Source organism: Streptomyces sp. NPDC014907 (assembly GCF_055562975.1).
Genome location: NZ_JBVHEG010000004.1, coordinates 383,938 through 401,682, shown reverse-complemented (window position 1 = coordinate 401,682; position 17,745 = coordinate 383,938). Strand labels below are relative to the sequence as shown.

The window sequence follows — 17,745 nt, the reverse complement described above, 5'->3', positions numbered from 1 at the left end:
GCCAACCCGGGGGCCCCGGGGGGGGGGGGGGGGGGGGGGGGGGGGGGGGGGGGGGGGGGGGGGGGGGGGGGGGGGGGGGGCCCCGCCCCGGGCCCCCCCCCCCCGCCCCCCGCCGCCCGCGCCCCCGTCAGCCCAGTTCGAGCGTGGTGACGCCGAAGATCCGCTCGCGGGCCACCGGCCGGACCGGACCCGTGTACATCCGGGCCGTCTCGAACGTCGGCTCCAGACCGCGCTCCAGGGCCAGGCGCGCCGCCGCCGGATTCGTCTCCGGCATGTCGACCGCGATCCGGGCCGAGCCGAAGCCCCGCGCCTCGGCGGCGAGTCCGTCGAGCAGGGCCGCCGCGTCCGCCGGGGTGTCCGCGAACAGCGGCCCGATCCGCGCCTCGTCCTGCGCGGGACGGACCACCCCGTACCCGGCCGGACGTCCGTCGACGATCCGGACCAGCGCGCGGTGTCCGGGCGTGGTCAGCCAGGAGGAGAGGAAGCGCGGCCGGTCGGCGTGGTGACAGGCCGCGTCGTACGCCGCGAGGGCGGCCGGATCGACCCGCGAGGCGGCCACCACACCGGCCGGCGGGACGTCCGGGACCGGGACCTCGCCCACGTACCGCGCCGTCCGGTACGCCGTCGTGAAGCCGGAGCGCCGGTAGTTGTCCTGCTGCGCGGGCACCCCGTCGAGCCCCACGGTCCGGTCGCCCGCGTGGGCGAGGGCGGCCCGCCAGGTGGCCAGGCCGTGTCCGAGCCCGCGGAGCGCGGGGCGCACGAGGTAGAAGCCGAGGAAGGCGTAGGCGTCGTCGTAGGTGACGACCGAGACGGCGGAGACCGGTTCCCCGTCGAGACGGCCGAGGAAGAACCCTCCCGGGTCCTGCGCGAAGAACGCCGTGGCGTCGGAGAGCCCGGGGTTCCACCCCTCCTCGGCCGCCCAGGAACGCACGAGCGCCCACTCCTGCGGCGTGGCGGGGGAGACGGACAGCGGGCCGGAGGAGGCGGGGGCCATGGGGTGTCCTTCGACAGCCGGGAGGGGACGGAGGGCGCCGGTACGGCCGGGCCGCCGTGAACGGGGCCGTGGACGGACCGGGAAGCGGAGCGCGAGGGCCGGACGTCCGGCCGGAGCGGGCCGAGCATAACGCTCCCGGAACGGCCCCCCGCCGCCGACCGATCGATTCCGGCCGTACCGGAGGAGGCGGGCACGGGGAGGGGACGAGTCGGGAAGGGGCCGGGCCGGAAGGGGACGGGCCCGGGAGGGGGGACGGGCCCGGAAGGGGGCGAGCCCGGGAAGGGGCGGGGCGGGGCGGGGACGAGTACGGGAAGGAGGCGGGCGCGGGAGACGGTCACGGCCCCCGCCGCCACGGCTCAGTGCACGAGGCGCAGACGCGGGGCGGCGACGGACAGGCGGACCGTCTGGCCCCACGTCAGTTCGAGCGCGTCCGACTCGACGCCGTCGCCGAAGACGACCAGGCGGTCCGACTCGGCGGTGAGGCTCAGGCCCCGTCCGGGACCGAGGAGGCCTTCGACGCGGGTGGTGCCGGTCGCCGGCGACGGCCAGGCCTCGCGGACGAACCAGGCGAGCCGGGGGTCCGACGGAGCGGGCAGCGCGAGGGTGCTGGAACGCTGCTCCCACAGGGAACGCAGCCAGCCGGTGGCCCCCGTGCCGGTGCCGACCAGGACGCCCGACGACGCCTGGGCCTCGGCCGGCGCGTCCGTGCCGTCGAGCCCGAGGGTGTAGCGGGCCGTCTGGTGGCCCGGCGGGCCGACGTAGATCTCGTTGAGCGCGAGGAGGCGCTGCGCGTCGTCGGTGACGGCCTCGACCATCGTCAGCTCGTCGACCACCGCCCCTTCCCCCGCCGCGTACGGGAGCAGCCGCCGGGCCCGGGCCGCGCGGTGCCGCACCAGGACGCCCGGATTGCGTCCCGGGTCCGGGTCGATGCCGACGACGGGCTGGCCCGTCAGGTACTTCGCCGCGTTGGCGACCAGACCGTCCTGGCCGACCACGACGACGACGTCCTCGGGGCCGAACAGGAACCGGTCGAGGTCGGCGCGTTCCACCCGGGTCTGCCGCCACGCCGGCGGCACCGCGCCCGCCACCTCGGCGAGCGCCCGGTGGGCGCGTTCGTGCCGCTCGCGCACCTCCTCGACCGAGCGGCCGCGCGCGGCGAGGAAGAACGCGGCCTGCCCGTGCGTGCCGTGCCGGGCGAGCAGTTCCTCGTACTCCGTGGTCCGGTGCACGAGGACCGCGCGCGGCGCGAGGCTCACGGCCGGGCCCCGCCCTCGCCGCCCAGCCTGGCCAGCAGTCCGGTGAGCACGTCCGGGGAGAGCGTCAGGTGGTCGACGCGGGGCAGGTTCTCGGCGGCCCGCTGCACGGCGAGGGCGCGCAGGGTCGCCGGGTCGGCTTCGGCGTGCGCCCGCAGCCACGCGGACTGCGCCCCGGCGCGCGCCTCGCCGACCTCGCGGGCGGCCTCCGCCTCGGCCCGGGCGAGGCGGACCTTCCGTACGGCCTCGGCCTCGGCCCGTACCGCGTCGGCGGCGGCGTTCTCCTCGGCCTCGCGGCGCGCGTTGGTGCCGCGCTGCTCGACCAGCCGTTCCTCCTGCCGGGCCAGCTCGATCTTGCTGGCCAGCTCGTTCTCCGCGATGGCGCGTTCCCGCTCGACCGCGACCGCCCGGCGCTCGTAGGTGGCCCGGTCGGCCTCCTGCTGGATCTGCTCGCGGGCGGGGGTGCGCAGGGCGCGCTCGACCTCGGGTTCGGGACGGATCGCGACCACCCGGACCGCGACGACCTCGATGCCGGTGTCCGGCAGGCGCGGTTCGGCGGCGAGGCCGGTCGCGACGCGGTCCCGCACCGCCGCCACGCCGTCGACGAGCGCGGCGGCGAGCGTGGTGCGGGCGAGGACGTCGAGGGCGTGCTGCTGGGCGGTCTCGGTGAGGAGGGTGGCGATCTGTTCCAGCGGGGTGCCCCGCCAGGCGCCGGTGTCGGGGTCGACGGAGAAGTCGAGCCGGGTGGCCGCCACGCCCGGGTCCCCGATCCGGTAGGTGACGGTGGACTGCACGCTCACGTCCTGGAAGTCGGCCGTGCGGGCGTGGAAGGACATCGCCAGCTCCCGGTCGTTCACCGGGACCTCGGAGAGGGCGGCGGTGCGCGGCCGGAACCAGAAGCTCAGCCCCTCGCCGTCGTGGACGAGCCGTCCCCGTCGCTGGTGGCGGATGTGGGCGGTGGGCGCGGAGCGCAGATGGCGCCAGCCGGCCCGCCGGGTGATGTCGGCCATGGAAACCCCCTTGTCGTCATGTTGACGATAGGGGGCTGGGTTGTTTTTCGTCAAGATGACGAATGGGGTGTGCCGGGGCGAAGGGAGCGGGCCGGGACGCCGACGCCCCGGCCCGCCCGGCCCTTCTGCCCGGCCCTTCTGTCCGGTTCTGCCCTTCTGTCCTTCTGTCCTTCTGCGGACCCGCCTCCGGCCTTCCGTCCGGCCCGCGTCCACCCTCAGCCCGCGAGCGGGGCGCCCGCCGGTTCGGCCTCCGGCGCGACGTCGGCGATCCGCGGCGACGGCGCGAACCGCGTCCCCCGGACGGCCCTCCGGGTACGGGGAGCGCGCGGGCTGCGGAAGGCGCGAGGGCCGCGGGGAGTACGGAAGGGGCCCGGGGTCCCGCGTCCCGGCGCCGCCGCGGTCCCGGTCGCCCGTACCGCTTCGGACACCAGGACCGGCGCCGCCCCGGGCGCGGGCACGCCTCCGGCGGCGGGAACGGCGTCGCCCGCCCGCGCGACCGCGACGGGAAGGGCTCCGGTCCCGGCGGGAAGAGCCCCGGCCCCGGCGGGAAGGCTCTCCCCCGTCCGTACGCCGGCCACCGGCGTGACGGGCGCCGCCCCGGTTTCCGGAGCGGCCTCGGTCCCGTTCTCCGCCGCGCCGCCCTTCGTGAGCAGCACCACACCTCGCGCCGCCACCATCGACGCGGCGGCCGCGGCCGTCCAGCCCCAGGCGCCGGCCCGGAAGGTCTCGCCGAGCAGGGCCACGCCGATGACCGCGGCGGCGGCCGGGTTGGAGAGGTTCACGACGGCTAGCGGCGCCGCGAACCCGCCCCGGTAGGCGGCCTGCGAGAGCAGCAGCCCGCCCGTCGCGAAGCCGGACACGAGGACCGCGAGCAGCGCGGTGCACCACCAGGTCGGCTCGGTGCCGGGGAGTTCGAGCGCGAGCGCGGCCGTCAGGGTCTGGGTGAGCGCCGAGGCGACGCCGGAGGCGACCCCGGAGGCGGTGGCGTGTCCGAGTCCGTTCCCGCTCCGGCCCCCTCCGGGCAGCCGGCCCGAGGCGAGCGCGGCGATCAGGAGCGCCGTCGCCGCCGCGACGACCAGCGACTCGCGGAGGCTGAGCGCCTCGCCGGGCGCCGCGGGCCCCGTGACGGCGACCAGACCGACGAGTCCGCCCAGGGTCCACAGGGCCCCGCGCCACTCGGTGCGGGTCACCCGCCGCCGCGCGCGGTGGGCGCCGAGCGGCAGTGCCGCCACGAGCGTCAGGGCGCCGAGCGGCTGGACCAGGGTCAGCGGACCGTAGTGCAGCGCGGCCACGTGGGCGAGGGCCCCGGCGGCGTTCAGGCCGACGGCCCACCACCACTCCCCGCGGGCGAGCAGCGCGCGCAGCGCCCCGCGCCCGCCGGGGGCGGTGGGGGAGGCGGCGGCGAGCCGGGACTGGGCGACGGCGGCGAGCGCGTACCCGGCGGCGGAGACGAGGGAGAGGAGCACCGCGAACGCGGTGCCGACGGCGGGGTTCATCGCAGGGCTCCGACCGGGAGGGGGGCCGTCCCGAACGGACGGTGCGCGGGTGGGGGCGCCGTCCGGTGCCCGGGGGCGCGGACGGCGAGCAGGGCGAGGCCGAGGAGGGCGGTGGCGGCGAGCGCGTCGAACCAGTAGTGGTTCGCGGTGCCGACGATGACGAGCAGGGTGAGCAGCGGGTGCAGCAGCCAGAGCGCCCGCCAGCGGGACCGGGTGGCGGCGATCAGGCCGATCGCGACCATCAGGGCCCAGCCGAAGTGCAGCGACGGCATCGCGGCGAACTGGTTCGCCATCGAGTCCGTCTCCGGCGCGGCCCCGTAGACGGAGGGGCCGTAGACGCGGGCGGTGTCGATCAGGCCGGTGGCGGCGAGCATCCGGGGCGGCGCGAGCGGCATCAGCAGGTGCAGCGCGAGCGCGGCGCCGGTGAGGAGCGCGAGCACCCGGCGCGACCACAGGTAGTGGGCGGGACGGCACGCGTACAGCCAGACGAGGAAGGCGATGGTGGCGGGGAAGTGCACGGCCGCGTAGTAGGTGTTCGCGGTCCGGATCAGCGGCTCGCCGTGCAGGAGGAGGTGCTGAATCGTTTCCTCGTTCGGCAGGCGGAGGGTGCGCTCGGCGTCCCAGACGCGGTCGGCGTTCCGGAAGGCGCGGATCTCGTGACCGTTGGCGAAGAGCCGGCCGAACTTGTAGACGAGGAACAGCGCGGTGACGAGCAGCAGCTCGCGCACGAGGGGCGGTCTCGGGCTCCCCCCGGAGCGGCGGGGGCGCGGTTCCGGCGTCTCCCCGGCGCTCTCGGCGGCCTCGTGTCCCCCGCTCCCGCCTCCGTCGTCCTCGCCGGACTTCCGCCCGCCGCTCCCGGCGGGGCGCCGTCCTTCCCGCCCGTCGCCTCCGCCGGCGTCCTGCCCGGCGGGGCCGGGGGCGGGCGTCGCCTCCGGTCCTGCAGGACGTGGTCCTCGTATCCCGCGCATCCCGGCAGCCATCGTGCGGCCCTCTAATCCGTCAAATCGGCAACAAACGGAGGAAGCCTAGATCCGATCCGATCGAGACGCAAGCGTATCGATACGTTTGCGTCTCGGTTGTGCGCCCCCTACCCTCGTATGGGAAGGGACGGACCCGTACGTGTAGAAACCCCCCAGGGGGAGAGACGGCGCGGACACCGAAGTGCCCGTCAGGGAGGGACCGATGTCCACACAGGCCGCGACCGCCGCAGCCCGCCGAGGCAAGCTCACGCCCGAACGCGAGACGGAGCTGTACGACGCGGTGCTCGGCCTGCTCCGCGAGGGCGGTTACGACGCGGTGACCATGGAGGGCGTCGCGGCCCGCACCAAGTGCGGCAAGGCCACGCTCTACCGGCAGTGGGGGACCAAGTCGAAGCTCGTCACCGCGGCCCTCGCCCGGCGGCGCTGCACCGTGTTCAGCGGCATCGACACCGGCAGCCTCGCCGACGACCTGCGCGAGGCCGCCCGCGTGGCCACCTCCCGCCGCGAACGCGACGCCGAACTCATGGAAGCCGTCGCCCAGGCCTACATCCAGCACCCCGACCTGCGCGCCGCGCTCCGCGAGACCGTCATCGCCCCCGAGATCGCGGCCATCGACGGACTCGTGGCGCGCGCGGTCGAACGGGGCGAGATCGCCGCCGACAACGCCGCCGTCGCCTTCGTCGCCCCCTGCTTCCTCGGGATGCTCCGCGTCGAGCGCCTCTTCGAGGAAAGGTTCGAGGACGCCTCGGCCGTGCGGACCTTCGTCGACGCCGTCCTCCTCCCGGCGCTGTACGCCGGCAAGTGAGCCCGGGGCGTCGTCCGGGGCCCCGGGCCCGCCCCTCCGCCCGCGCCCACGGGACCCGCGGCCTCCCGCCGTCCGGCGGCGGAGTGCGGGCCGCGAACCCTCACCCACCCCCGGGGGCCCGCCGGCCCGCCCCCGGTGGCGGACCGCGAGGCGCCGGGGTCAGGAAGCGTCCCGGCGCAGACGCGGCGCCTCGGCGGCGGCGTCGATCACGGCCGGACGCGCGGCTTCCGCCCGCCCCCCGGCCCCGGCGGGCCTCCCCGTCCCCGCGTCCGCACTCCACCCCGCCCCGGCCGGCCTCCCCGCCTCCGCGCCCTCCCGCTCTCCCGTCCCCGCGGGTCCTCCCGTCCCCGTCCCCGCGTCCTCCCGCCCCGTCCCGTCCGGGCTCCCGGCCCCGGCTCCGTTCCCGCCCTCCGTACGGTCGGCCAGCTCCCGCGCCCAGGCGACGAGGCCGTCGACGTCGATCCCGTACGGCCCGGGGGCCGGACCCCCGAACCCGGCCGCCAGACGGCCGGCGCCGCGACGCAGCAGCCGCGCGCCGCCCGCCGCGTTGCCCCGGGCGGCGTGCGTCAGGCCCACGGCGAGCTGGGCGAGTCCCTGCCACAGGTCCCGCTCCGCCTCCGGACCGGACTTCCAGGCGTCCTCGAAGACCTCGTGCGCGTGGAAGGGCATCCCGGCGTCGAGCAGCCGCTGCGCCTCGCGCAGGGTCGCGCCGGGATCGCGCACGACGCCCTCGGGCTGCCGGGGCACGCCCTCCGCCCCGTACGGCAGCGGCCTCCCGAGACCGTCGCGGGGCCGGGCGCTGCGGGCCCGCCCCTCCTCGTCGCGGTCCCTGCCGTGATCACTCGCTGTCGGGTTCACCCCTTCATTGTTGCCCCCGGAACGATCAGGAACGCTAGGCTCGTCGGACAGACGCTCTGCGCCGGTCGACACGGGTCACGTCGGCCGCGCCGTGCCGGAAGCCCGTGTGGGGAGTGAGCCACCGTTGTCGTCGGAGCCCGAACAGCCGTCGCCCGCAGTGCCGTTCGCGACCAGGACCTGGAACGCGCGGCGAGGCGGGCTGCTCGAGAGGGACCCGGAACTCACCGCGGCCGCCCACGCCGTCGAGTCGCTCGTCGCCGGGACGACGGCGGGTCTCCCGGTGCGCGGCGGCATCCTCGTCTACCGGGGAGAGGCCGGCATCGGCAAGACCACCCTCCTCGCCGAGATACAGCGCACCGCCCGGGACCGGTGCACCGTCCTGACGGCCCGGGGCGGTGAAACGCTCACCTCGGTCCCGTTCCACGTCACCCGCCAGCTGCTCCAGCCCGCCCTGAACGGGTTCGGCCCGGAGGACATCCACGACCTCTTCGGCGACCACTTCGACCTGCTCGCCCCCGCGCTCGGACTCGCCTCCCCGTCGCCGTCGGACGAGCCCGCCGACCCCCAGGGCGTGCGGGACGGCCTGGCCAGACTCCTGGAACGGCTCGCGGACCGCCTGCGGGACCGGCCCCCGGTCCTGCTCGTGGACGACGCCCACTGGGCCGACGCCGAGACCCTGGCGTGGCTCGACGCCTTCACCCGGATCGGGCGGGACCGCCACCTGCCCGTCCTCCTCGTGCTCGCCCACCGGCCCCTGCCGGAGGGGCCGCACCGCCCCGGCACGGCAGCCCTCCTCGCCGGTCTCGCCGGGCGCGCGGTCCTCACCCTGGGCCTGCACGCGCTCACCCCCGACGCCACCACCGCGCTCGCCCGGGAGATGCTCGGCGACCACGCGGACGAACCGTTCTGCCGCGAGCTGTGGACGGTGACCGGCGGCAACCCGTACGAGACCGTCGAACTCCTCGCCAAGGCCCGCGACCGGATGCTCGAACCCGTCGCCGGGTCCGCCGCCCTCCTCCGCGACCTGGGCGCCGGTGCGCGCGGCGGCGGCCTCGTCACCCGCATCGAGGAACTCGGCACCGGCCCGACGACCCTGGCCTGGGGCATAGCCGTCCTCGGCGCGGACAGCACCCCGCCCCTCCTGGCGGCCGTCACGGGCCTGGGAACGCGCGAGGTCGCCGAACACGCCGAACTCCTCCGCCAGGCGCGGATCGTGACCACGCGGACGGCGCCGCCGACGCGCACCGGACGCGTCACGGGGCCCGGCCCCGAAGCACGGCCCGGCACCCCGGAGCCCGGCGACGCGGAAGCACCGGCGGACACCGGCGCGCCGGCCGGGCGGGAAGCCCCGGACGCGCCCGCCGCCGGGAACGGCCTCGCCGCGGTGACCCCGGGCGAGGTCACCCACCTGGAGTTCACGCACCCCCTCATCGCGACCGCCGTGTACGGGTCGGTGCCGACGGGCATCCGGACCGCCCTGCACGGGCGGGCCGTCTGGGCGCTCACCGAAGCGGGCCACGGCCCGGCCGCCGTCTCCCGGCACCTCCTCCAGGTGCACCCGGAGGACGACGAGGAGGTCGTGGACAGGCTGCGGGCCGCCGCTGCCGAACACCTCGCCGTAGGAGCCCCGGACGCGGCCCGCCGGTGCCTGGAGCGGGCCCTGGAGGAACCGCCGGGCCCCGAGGCGTACGCCCGGGTGCTGTACGAACTCGGCTGCGCCTCCCTGCTGACGGCACCCGCCGCCACCGTCCGCCACCTGCGTTCCGCGCTGGACCTGCCGGGCCTGGACCGCACCCTGCGCATCGACGCGACCTACCGGCTGGCGCAGGCCCTCGCCCACAACAACCAGCTCCGGGAGGCCGCGCGGGTCCTGGACGCCGAGGCCGGACGCACCCCGCCCGGAACCGACCGGCGCCGCCTGCAGGCCGCGCACTTCATGTACGAGGGGTTCCAGGCCGCCGAGGAGGACGGCCTCCGCCGCTCCCGCCGCCTGGCCGACCTCACCGCGGACTTCACGGGCGCCGACAACTCCGAGCGGGCGCTCCTCATGGTCCGGGGGTTCGACGCGATGCTCCGGGGCGAACCCGCCGCCGAGGTCGTGAAGCTCTGCGACCGCGCCCTCGTCGACGGCGCACCGGCCCGGGGGCTCGGCTGGACGGACTCCACCTGGGGCTTCGAGATCCCGGCCCTCACCGGCATCGCGTACGCGTTCGCCGACCGTCCCGACCGGGCCGAGTCCCTCTTCACGGAGGCCGTCCGCGCCTTCGAGATCTCCGGCTGGAGCGGCGCCCACCTCGCCTTCGCCCACACCCTCCTGGGCCTGGTCCACCGGCGCCGCGGCAACCTGCCGCAGGCACAGCACTACCTGGAGGAGGGCCTGCGCCTGGCCGACCGGGTGGGCAGGGGCCTGCCCGTCCACTGGGACACCGCCTGCCTCCTCGTGGACACGCTCGTCGCCCGGGGCCGCGTGGAGGAGGCGCGTTCCGTCGCCGACCGCTACGCCTTCGGACCGCCGTGGCCGGGCGCGATCGTCCTGCCCGACGGCCCCAGCGTCCTCGGTCGGCTGCTGCTCGCGGAAGGACGCGTCGAGGAGGCCGTGGCCACCCTGGAAGCGGCGGCCGAGGCCCTGGTCGCCCGGGGCCGCCACCACGTCGTCTGGGCTCCCTGGCCCCTGGACCTCGCCCGGGCGCTCGCCGGCACGGACCCGGACCGTGCCGCCGGGATCGCCGCGGAGGCCCGGGTCCACGCCGAACGCATCGGCACCCCCACCGCCCTGGGCGAAGCCCTCCGCTGCGCGGCCCTCTTCGCGGAACCGTCCGAGTCCCGGAGCCTGCTCACCGAGGCCGTCGCCCGCCTGTCCGCGTCCCCCTCCCGCTACGAGGAGGCCCGCGCCCGCCTCGACCTGGCCGGCGTCACCGGCTCCTCGCGCGACCTCGAGGAAGCGACGGCCCTGGCCGCCGCCTGCGGCGTGGTGACGGCCCGTGCGTCGGACCGCCCTCCGGAGTGAGGTAATGTCTTCCCTGCACGCCGACGCGGGGAAGCCCGCGGAGACCGTGCGCCGGGACGTGGCGCAGCTTGGTAGCGCACTTGACTGGGGGTCAAGGGGTCGCAGGTTCAAATCCTGTCGTCCCGACTCGTAGGAGTCGTGGTTCAGGGCCGGTTTCGGATTCGTCCGAAACCGGCCCTCGATCGTTTCCGGGGCCGGGGCGGGGACGTTCCTCAGGCGAGGGCCAGGATCGCGAGCGCGCCGCCCACGTCGACGACCGCGCACCACTCCGACCAGGCCCTCGGGACGACCCGGCCCGACCGGTGGTGGAGGACGTCCCAGATCCCGTGCGCCAGCCAGCCCGCGGCGACCACGCGCAGGCCCAGGGGCTCGTCCACGGCGAGGGCGAGCGCGGCCGCGGCGGTGAAGCCGGCCAGGCCCGCGAGCTGGACGGCCAGGACGCGGGAGGCGCGGAGTTCGCCGCGGAACGCGCCGAAGAGCAGGTAGCACACGGGCATGACGGCGAGGAGACCGGCGAGCAGCCCCACGGGCGGCACGCCGTCCACGAAGGTCGCGACCACCAGGGCGATCGCGGCGAGCGAGGCGAGCGTGGGCCGGTGGTGCGGCGTCCGGCACGGCCGGGTGCCCTCGGTGTCGTCGCGTACGGAATCGGTCATCGGGGTCCTCTCGCGGTGCGTGCGGCTACGCCCCCACGCTCCGGCCCGTACCGGCCGGGGGGAACGGGCCGCCGGAACGGTGTCCGGTCCCTTGGGGTACCCGTCCTTCCGGCATAGGGTTGCCGCATGGCGGAGCGGCTGATGGTGGTGGTCGGGTACGAGGCGGCCGAACTGCTGGACATCGCGTGCGTCACCACACCCCTGGCCATGGCCAACGGGATCGGCGGGCCGGCCGTGCCGTACCGGGTGCGCGTGGTCGGGCCGGGAGGCGGCCCGTTCGTCTGCGGCACGGGGCTCACGCTGGGGAGCGACCAGCCGCTCGAACGGCTCGTCGGCCCGCTGGACACCCTGATCGTGTCGGGCGGGGTGGGCTTCGAGCGGGCGGCGGCCGATCCACGGCTCGTGGGGCACGTCCGGCGGCTCGCGAAGGAGAGCCGCCGGGTCGCGTCGGTGTGCACGGGGGCGGGGGTCCTGGCCGCCGCCGGGCTGCTCGACGGGCGGCGGGCGACCACGCACTGGCGGTACGCGCGCCGGCTGGCCGACCGGCACCCGGAGGTCACCGTCGACTCCGCGCCGATCTACGTCCGCGACGGGAACGTCTACACGGCGGCGGGCGTCACCAGCGCCCTGGACCTCACGCTCGCGTTCATCGAGGAGGACCACGGCCCCGAACTGGCGCGCCAGGTGGCCCGTGACCTGGTCGTCTATCTGCAACGGCCGGGAAACCAGGCGCAGATGAGCCTGTTCACGGCGTCTCCGGCGCCGCGTGACGAACCGGTCAGGGGGCTCGTCGAGCACATCGCCGCGCACCCGGACGCCGATCTGAGCACGAAGGCGCTGGCCTCGCGGGCGGGGGTGACGCCGCGTCACCTCACCCGGCTGTTCACGGACCACCTGGGACAGGCGCCGGGGCGGTACGTCCGGCTCGCCCGGACGGAGGCCGCGGCCCAGTTGCTCGCCTCGACCGCGCTGCCGATGGCGGCCGTGGCGGCCCGCTGCGGATTCGGCAGCGCGGAGGCGCTGCGGCAGGCGTTCTCCGGCCGGTACGGGATCTCACCGTCGCGCTACCGGGCCGCCGCGCGACAGACGGGCTGAGGCCCGCCCCCGGGGCCGCAGGCCACGGACGGGACGCTCTCGCGGCGCCGGGCGTCCGGCGTCCGGCGCTCGGTGTCCGTGCCCGGCGCCCCGTGCCCGGTGTCCGGTGCGATCGCGGCGCCGGAGCCGTCCCGGGTACCCCCGGCGTGGCGCCGTTCCGCGAGCGGGCCGCCGTGGAGCGGTGAAGCGTGGAGCGGGAGGCGTGGCCCCCCCCCGCTCCACGCCGGGCGTCACAGGGGGCGGAGCCTGGTGTCGAAGACCTGTCCGGCGATCTTGTCGCCGAGGGCGAGGCCGTCGGTGGCGTCCCACGGGTAGTGGACGCCGAGCCAGACGCGGCTGTCCGCGTTCTCCTTGGCGGCGGCGCTGAAGCTGGTGAAGTGGCGCTGCTTGACGGGGGCCAGGGGTTCGTCGGTGGTGAGGTCGAAGGAGATGCCGTCGCTGCCGAAGTAGCGCTTCATGACGCCCGCCCATGCCCCGGCGAAGGAGGCGTGGCCGGAGACGTAGGCGGGGAAGCACGGGTTGACGTTGACGCCTTCGTTGTTCTTCAGGAGCGGCTTCCACCGGCTGTCGAGGCCGCCCTCGCGGATCGCGGAGACGGGCCGCCACAGGTCGAGGGGGGTGGAGAACTTCGCGTCGCGGACGGCTATGCCGGTGTCGGCGAGGGCGATCGAGACGAGCGCGAAGAGGCGGGCGTTGGCGTACGTGCTGAGCCCCCGGGCCTTGGAGACCTCCCGGGTGGCCTGGAGCATGTGGCCCGGGGGCTTGTACGTCCCGTCGTTGTCGTTGGCCCAGAACCAGGCGGCGTTCAGCTGGTCCGGGGTGCGCTCGATCACCGGTGTGGCGGCCGTGGGGGCGGCCGCCCCGGCCCTGCGGACGGCGTCGACCTGGGCCTTGTACTCGGGGCTGGCCACGAGGTTCTCGTACGTGCCGTACTGCCCGAGCCTGGTGGGGCGGAACTGCGAGCCGGAGCTGAGCGAGAAGGGCTTGACCTGGCCCCAGGAGGGGTTGACCGCGTCGCCGTCCACCTGGCACTTGGGATCGACCATGTCGGGGTAGCTGGTCGGCCGCCAGGAACCCGGCACGCCGCTTCCCGTGTACGCCTGCTCGGTCTCCGAGCCGTCCCCGGCACGGGCGTTCGTCATCCGGCCGACCAGCCCGCCGACGACGGTGGTGTCCAGCAGGTCGAATCCGGTGGGGTCGGTGCCGAACCGTTCGCGGAACCGCTGGTCGAGGTAGGCCGTGTGGTCGGGCGCGTTCTTGTTGGGCCGGTTCGCGCCGTAGAGGTTGAGCAGGATGTTGTACGCGGTGCGCCCGACGACCCGCTCCTCCTCGTCGGGCCCCTCGACCCAGCCCGCGTAGTTCTCCGCGTGGAGGTACGGCGCGGATGTCATCCGGCCCTTCCACTTCAGCTGGTACGAACTCTCCGCGTCGTAGATCGCGGCGTTCATCATGGCGGCCGCGCGCGTCATCGGGACCGGGCCGCCGCCCGCCTTGCGGAAGACGTCCTGCAGCACGTCGTTCCAGTAGTGCACCGGGTCGGCGATCGGCCGCGCCGGGAGCGCGTGGGCGGGCTGGGGAGCGACCGTCAGGACGCTTCCGGTCGCCGCGAGGACGGTCGCCGCCGCGAGGACGCGGCGCCGGACCCGGGCACGTCTGCCGGTGGCGCGGGTGCTTCTGGGCATGACTCGGTTCCCCCTGATCACACGGGTGTCGACGGCCGCCGGGCCGGCGGCGGCGCGATCATGGCGCGAGCACGGCTTCCCGGTCCGGTGAAAATCGGAAGTCCGTGCGGAATGGCCGGTCCCGGGCGCATGGACGGCGCGAAGCCTCCGTGTACGGATCGGACATGTCGGTTCTCGGGCCGTACCGCGCGGCGCACACCCGCGAGGCCCCCGTGGCCGGGCCTCCCGCGGCCAGGGGGCACGGACGCCGCGACCGGGACGCCGTCCGGCTCCCCGCTCCGGCTCTCCGCTCCGGGCCCCCGCTCCGGCTCCCCGCTCCGGCTCCCCGCCCGTCCGCCGCTGCCCCACCGGCTCCTTCGCCGGGACGGTCCCGCCGAGGGGGACGCCGTCCCCGGTTCAGCCGCCGAGGAGGCGGACGAACACCGTGCCCACCGCCTGGCGCGTCAGCTCGGCGAGGAGGGTGCTCTCCCCGCCGGAAGCCGGGGCGGCGGGCACGGCGTGCAGCTCCTTGCCCGGCTCGGCCGGCCGGGCCCGCCACACCGGGGCGCCCCCGGGCTCCGCGAACAGGCCTCCGAACCTCAGGTCGCCGCAGAACCAGAGCAGACCGAGCCCGTCGGTCCGGTCCAGCCAGGTCGTCACCGGGACCTCCGCCCACAGTTCGCGGGCGACGGTCCCGTCCGGCCCCAGCATCAGGACCCGGCGCAGGCGCGGCTCGTCGGGCAGCTCCTCCATGCGGCAGGGCCACGCCTGCCAGGGGCCCCGGCTCGCCAGGCGCGTCATCCCGGAGATCACGTACAGCCCTCGCGCCCATGCCGTCACCAGCCCCGCCGCGGGTACGAGCAGGAAGGGCAGCGCGTCCGGTATCCAGTCGGGCCACTCGTTCCACGCCGCCCAGGCGGCCCCGCCGCCGTACAGCACGGACAGCACGAGGAGAACGGTCCTGAGCAGGCGCCGCGCCCGCCGTCTCAGGTCGGTGAGGTGACGGGACGTCTCGCCGACGTCGATCGCCGCCGTCGGCGACACCGCGTATCCGAACCTCCGCGCCTGCACCCTGCCTCCCGTGCACGTCTCCCGCGGCACCGTTTCCCGTACGCGCGGACGGCCCCGGCGCCGCACCGGGTGCGACGCGGCCGGCGCGTACCGCCGTCACGGCCATCCTGGCCGCCCCGGGGCCCGCCGCGAAGGCCGCGGGCCGTCCCGGACGCGTCCCGGACGCGCGACTCCTCCGTGAGGGCGGCGGGGCGGGGGCGGCGAAGGGGCGGGGCGCGTCGGGGGAGCCGGTCGCGCTGGCGAAATGTCGCGAAAGTCCCCTTCGCATATGCTCGGCGGAGCCCCCGTGAACCCGTCCGCGGTTCGTCCCGTTCCCCAGGAGATCCCGCCATGTCCTACCCTCCCCAGCAGCAGACGCCCCCGGGTTCCACCGCCGCGATGACCCCCCGGCCCGACCACGGCGAGGAGAGCTACCGGGGATCGGGACGGCTGGCCGGCAAGGCGGCGGTGATCACCGGCGCGGACAGCGGCATCGGCCGTGCCGTGGCCATCGCCTACGCCCGTGAGGGAGCCGACGTCCTGGTCTCCTACCTCGACGAGCACGACGACGCCGCCGAGACGCGGCGCCGGGTGGAGGAGGCGGGCCGCCGGTGCGTGCTGGTCCCGGGAGACCTGGCCGACCCGGCGCACTGCCGGGCGGTCGTCGCCAAGGCGGTGGAGGAGTTCGGCCGGGTGGACGTCCTGGTCAGCAACGCCGCGTTCCAGATGACCCGGGACGCGGTCGAGGACATCCCCGACGAGGAGTGGGACCACACCCTCGCCACCAACCTCAGCGCCTTCTTCCACCTGACCAAGGCCGCCGTGCCCCACATGGGCGAAGGGTCCTCGATCATCGCGACCACCTCGGTGAACTCCGACATGCCCCCGCCGCAGCTCCTCGCGTACAACGTCACCAAGGCCGGCATCGCGAACATGGTCGGCTCCCTCTCGCAGCTGCTGGGACCGAAGGGCATCCGGGCCAACAGCGTGGCCCCGGGGCCGATCTGGACGCCGCTCATCCCCTCCACCATGCCCTCCGACCAGGTGGAGGGGTTCGGCTCCCAGGTCCCGCTCGGGCGCCCCGGCCAGCCGGCCGAACTCGCCGGGGTCTTCGTCCTCCTCGCCTCCGACGAGGCGAGTTACGTCTCCGGGGCCCGGGTCGCGGTCACCGGCGGACAGCCGATCCTGTGAGCCCCGACGCCACCGGCCCGTACCCGCTCCGCCTGACGGTCACGGCGAAACCGCTGGTGTTCGGCGGGCACGCCCTCGCCCGCCGCCTCGGCAAGACCGGCATCCCGGACTGGAGCGTCGCCGAGACCTGGGAGTGCAGCGACGTCGACGGCCACGTCGGCGTCGTGACCAACGGGCCGCTCGCCGGCCGCAACCTGCGCCAGGTGGTCGCCGACCACCCGGAGACGCTGATGGGCCCCGGGTGGACCGGGGACCGCTTCCCCGTCCTGACCAAGTTCATCGACGCCACCGGCACCCTGCCGGTCCATCTGCACGCCGACGACGAGGCCGCCCGGCGCCTGGAGGGACAGCCCAACGGCAAGACCGAGGCGTGGCACGTCCTCGACGCCCTCCCCGGGGCGACCGTCCTGTGCGGCGTCCGGAAGGGGGTCGGGAGGGACCGGCTGCGCGCCGCGCTGGAGGCGCAGGACTTCGACGCCGTCCTGCGGCGGCTGCCGGTGCGCGCGGGGGAGACCCTCTACGTGCCCGGCGGCACCCCGCACAGTTTCGGCCCGGGCGTCCTCGTCTACGAGATCGAGCAGACCTCCGACATCCAGCAGCACGCGATGCGCTGGCGGATGGAGGACGGCTCGCCCGTGGACGACGCCGAGTTCGCCGCCAACCTCGACATGCTCATGAAGGAGGTGGACCCGGACAGCAGGCCGGAGTTCATCCCCGGCCTGAGGATCGCGGCCGGCGACGGCGTGGACCGCCTCTTCCTGTGCGCGGGCCCGTACTTCGCCCTCGAACGCTGGCGGGCCGGTACGCAGGAGCCCCTGCGCCGCTCCTTCGCCACCGCGCAGGTCCTGTCCAACGCCGGGGCGCCCGTGCTCGTGCGCGCGGGCGGCCGGGCGGAGGAACTGGGCCGGGCGGAGACGCTCCTGCTGCCCGCCGCCTGCGGCGAGGTCGAGATCGCCGGCCCGGCCGACGTCCTCTTCGGCTACCTGCCGGACCTCGAACGGGACGTGTACGCCCCCCTGCGCGCCGCCGGCTTCCCGCCCGGCCTCGTCGCCACCCTCGGTGGGACCGCGCCCGGCACCTGAACCGGGGCGGGGGCGTCCGCTAGCGGGGGACGGGACGTGTCGGCGGGGACGGGACCGCCGAGGGGGGCGAGGAGCACTGCGCGGGCGGGGAGCGCCGGAGGGGGCGCCCGCACGCTCCCACCGGCCCGGCCGAGCCGGCCCGGGGCCGGGCGCCTCTTCCGGGCGGTCCGGCGTGCCGTGTCCGGTCAGAACAGGGCCGGCTGGGCGTCGGGCGGGGCCACCGGCTCGGGACCGGGCTCGTCGACGGGCAGCTCCATCTGTCCCACGGGCAGGTCCACGATCGCGAGGGAGCCCCGACAGGACACGAGGGCACCGGGGTTCCTGGCGCGCATGCCGGGGGCGTCGTGGCGTGCGACCCGGCCCTTGCCGAGGCGTCCGGCGACCGGACCCGCCGCGATGGGCCGGCCACAGGTCCCGCAGGGAATGCGTGGCAGCTTCATGTCACCAGTGTGACGGGCACCTCTGACACCGTCCCCGCCTCGGGGCCCGCCCGCCCCCGGGGCCCGCCCGTCCCGGCCCCCCGCCCCGGCCTCCCGTCCCGGACGACGGTGACGGCGACCCCGGAGGGGGAAGACTTCCGGGAACCGGCAGTGAACCGGCGTCCCGC

At 76.2% G+C, this 17,745-nt stretch carries 14 protein-coding genes, 1 tRNA gene and 1 pseudogene; 6 read left to right on the top strand and 10 right to left on the bottom strand.

Annotation, left to right across the window (positions count from 1 at the left end):
- Positions 1-127 precede the first annotated feature (127 nt).
- The 5 genes from ACZ3IL_RS14030 to ACZ3IL_RS14010 form a co-directional block, all read right to left on the bottom strand.
- Positions 128-994, bottom strand: coding sequence for a GNAT family N-acetyltransferase (locus ACZ3IL_RS14030; protein ID WP_467389976.1), 867 nt, complete (start codon positions 992-994; stop codon positions 128-130).
- 356 nt (positions 995-1,350) lie between these two features.
- The gene (locus ACZ3IL_RS14025) at positions 1,351-2,250 is read right to left on the bottom strand and encodes a hypothetical protein (protein WP_467389974.1); all 900 of its coding nucleotides are present in this window, start codon (positions 2,248-2,250) and stop codon (positions 1,351-1,353) included.
- Entirely contained in the window at positions 2,247-3,257 is a 1,011-nt protein-coding gene (locus ACZ3IL_RS14020; protein WP_467389972.1) for an SPFH domain-containing protein, read from the bottom strand. The genes ACZ3IL_RS14025 and ACZ3IL_RS14020 overlap by 4 nt, the downstream gene beginning before the upstream one ends.
- A gap of 215 nt (positions 3,258-3,472) precedes the next feature.
- On the bottom strand, positions 3,473-4,753 hold the full coding sequence (locus ACZ3IL_RS14015) for a DMT family transporter (protein WP_467389970.1): 1,281 nt from the start codon (positions 4,751-4,753) through the stop codon (positions 3,473-3,475).
- A complete protein-coding gene (locus ACZ3IL_RS14010; protein WP_467389968.1) occupies positions 4,750-5,721 on the bottom strand; it encodes a phosphatase PAP2 family protein in 972 nt (323 codons plus the stop codon). The genes ACZ3IL_RS14015 and ACZ3IL_RS14010 overlap by 4 nt, the downstream gene beginning before the upstream one ends.
- A gap of 214 nt (positions 5,722-5,935) precedes the next feature.
- On the opposite strand from ACZ3IL_RS14010, the gene ACZ3IL_RS14005 reads away from it, so the two are divergent.
- Positions 5,936-6,538: a TetR/AcrR family transcriptional regulator gene (locus tag ACZ3IL_RS14005; protein ID WP_467389966.1), complete on the top strand. Its 603-nt coding sequence runs from the start codon at positions 5,936-5,938 to the stop codon at positions 6,536-6,538.
- 381 nt (positions 6,539-6,919) lie between these two features.
- Here the strand turns inward: ACZ3IL_RS14005 and ACZ3IL_RS14000 are convergent.
- Positions 6,920-7,396: pseudogene (locus ACZ3IL_RS14000) on the bottom strand (DUF309 domain-containing protein); the annotation flags it as partial.
- A 124-nt stretch (positions 7,397-7,520) separates the two neighbouring features.
- On the opposite strand from ACZ3IL_RS14000, the gene ACZ3IL_RS13995 reads away from it, so the two are divergent.
- Both ACZ3IL_RS13995 and ACZ3IL_RS13990 read left to right on the top strand, forming a co-directional pair.
- Entirely contained in the window at positions 7,521-10,403 is a 2,883-nt protein-coding gene (locus ACZ3IL_RS13995; protein ID WP_467389964.1) for an ATP-binding protein, read from the top strand.
- 52 nt (positions 10,404-10,455) lie between these two features.
- Positions 10,456-10,529 (top strand) — tRNA-Pro (locus ACZ3IL_RS13990).
- An 86-nt stretch (positions 10,530-10,615) separates the two neighbouring features.
- On the opposite strand, the gene ACZ3IL_RS13985 is transcribed toward ACZ3IL_RS13990, so the two are convergent.
- Positions 10,616-11,059, bottom strand: coding sequence for a hypothetical protein (locus ACZ3IL_RS13985; RefSeq protein ID WP_467389962.1), 444 nt, complete (start codon positions 11,057-11,059; stop codon positions 10,616-10,618).
- Between the two features lie 126 nt (positions 11,060-11,185).
- Between ACZ3IL_RS13985 and ACZ3IL_RS13980 the strand changes: the two genes are divergently transcribed.
- Complete coding sequence (locus ACZ3IL_RS13980) at positions 11,186-12,154, top strand: GlxA family transcriptional regulator (protein WP_467389960.1); 969 nt, start codon at positions 11,186-11,188, stop codon at positions 12,152-12,154.
- A 230-nt stretch (positions 12,155-12,384) separates the two neighbouring features.
- Here the strand turns inward: ACZ3IL_RS13980 and ACZ3IL_RS13975 are convergent, their stop codons facing one another.
- Both ACZ3IL_RS13975 and ACZ3IL_RS13970 read right to left on the bottom strand, forming a co-directional pair.
- Positions 12,385-13,836 (bottom strand): vanadium-dependent haloperoxidase, encoded by a 1,452-nt coding sequence (locus tag ACZ3IL_RS13975; RefSeq protein WP_467389958.1) that lies wholly within the window; start codon positions 13,834-13,836, stop codon positions 12,385-12,387.
- A gap of 396 nt (positions 13,837-14,232) precedes the next feature.
- Positions 14,233-14,886, bottom strand: a complete 654-nt coding sequence (locus ACZ3IL_RS13970) for a hypothetical protein (RefSeq protein ID WP_467389956.1) — start codon at positions 14,884-14,886, stop codon at positions 14,233-14,235.
- Between the two features lie 330 nt (positions 14,887-15,216).
- Here ACZ3IL_RS13970 and ACZ3IL_RS13965 point away from each other — a divergent pair, with 330 nt between their 5' ends.
- Positions 15,217-16,056: an SDR family oxidoreductase gene (locus tag ACZ3IL_RS13965; protein WP_467389954.1), complete on the top strand. Its 840-nt coding sequence runs from the start codon at positions 15,217-15,219 to the stop codon at positions 16,054-16,056.
- The gene (locus ACZ3IL_RS13960; RefSeq protein WP_467389952.1) at positions 16,053-17,138 is read left to right on the top strand and encodes a class I mannose-6-phosphate isomerase; all 1,086 of its coding nucleotides are present in this window, start codon (positions 16,053-16,055) and stop codon (positions 17,136-17,138) included. Before ACZ3IL_RS13965 ends, ACZ3IL_RS13960 begins: the two co-directional genes overlap by 4 nt.
- Before the next feature lie 185 nt (positions 17,139-17,323).
- On the opposite strand, the gene ACZ3IL_RS13955 is transcribed toward ACZ3IL_RS13960, so the two are convergent.
- The gene (locus tag ACZ3IL_RS13955) at positions 17,324-17,578 is read right to left on the bottom strand and encodes a hypothetical protein (RefSeq protein ID WP_467389950.1); all 255 of its coding nucleotides are present in this window, start codon (positions 17,576-17,578) and stop codon (positions 17,324-17,326) included.
- Positions 17,579-17,745: the final 167 nt, after the last annotated feature.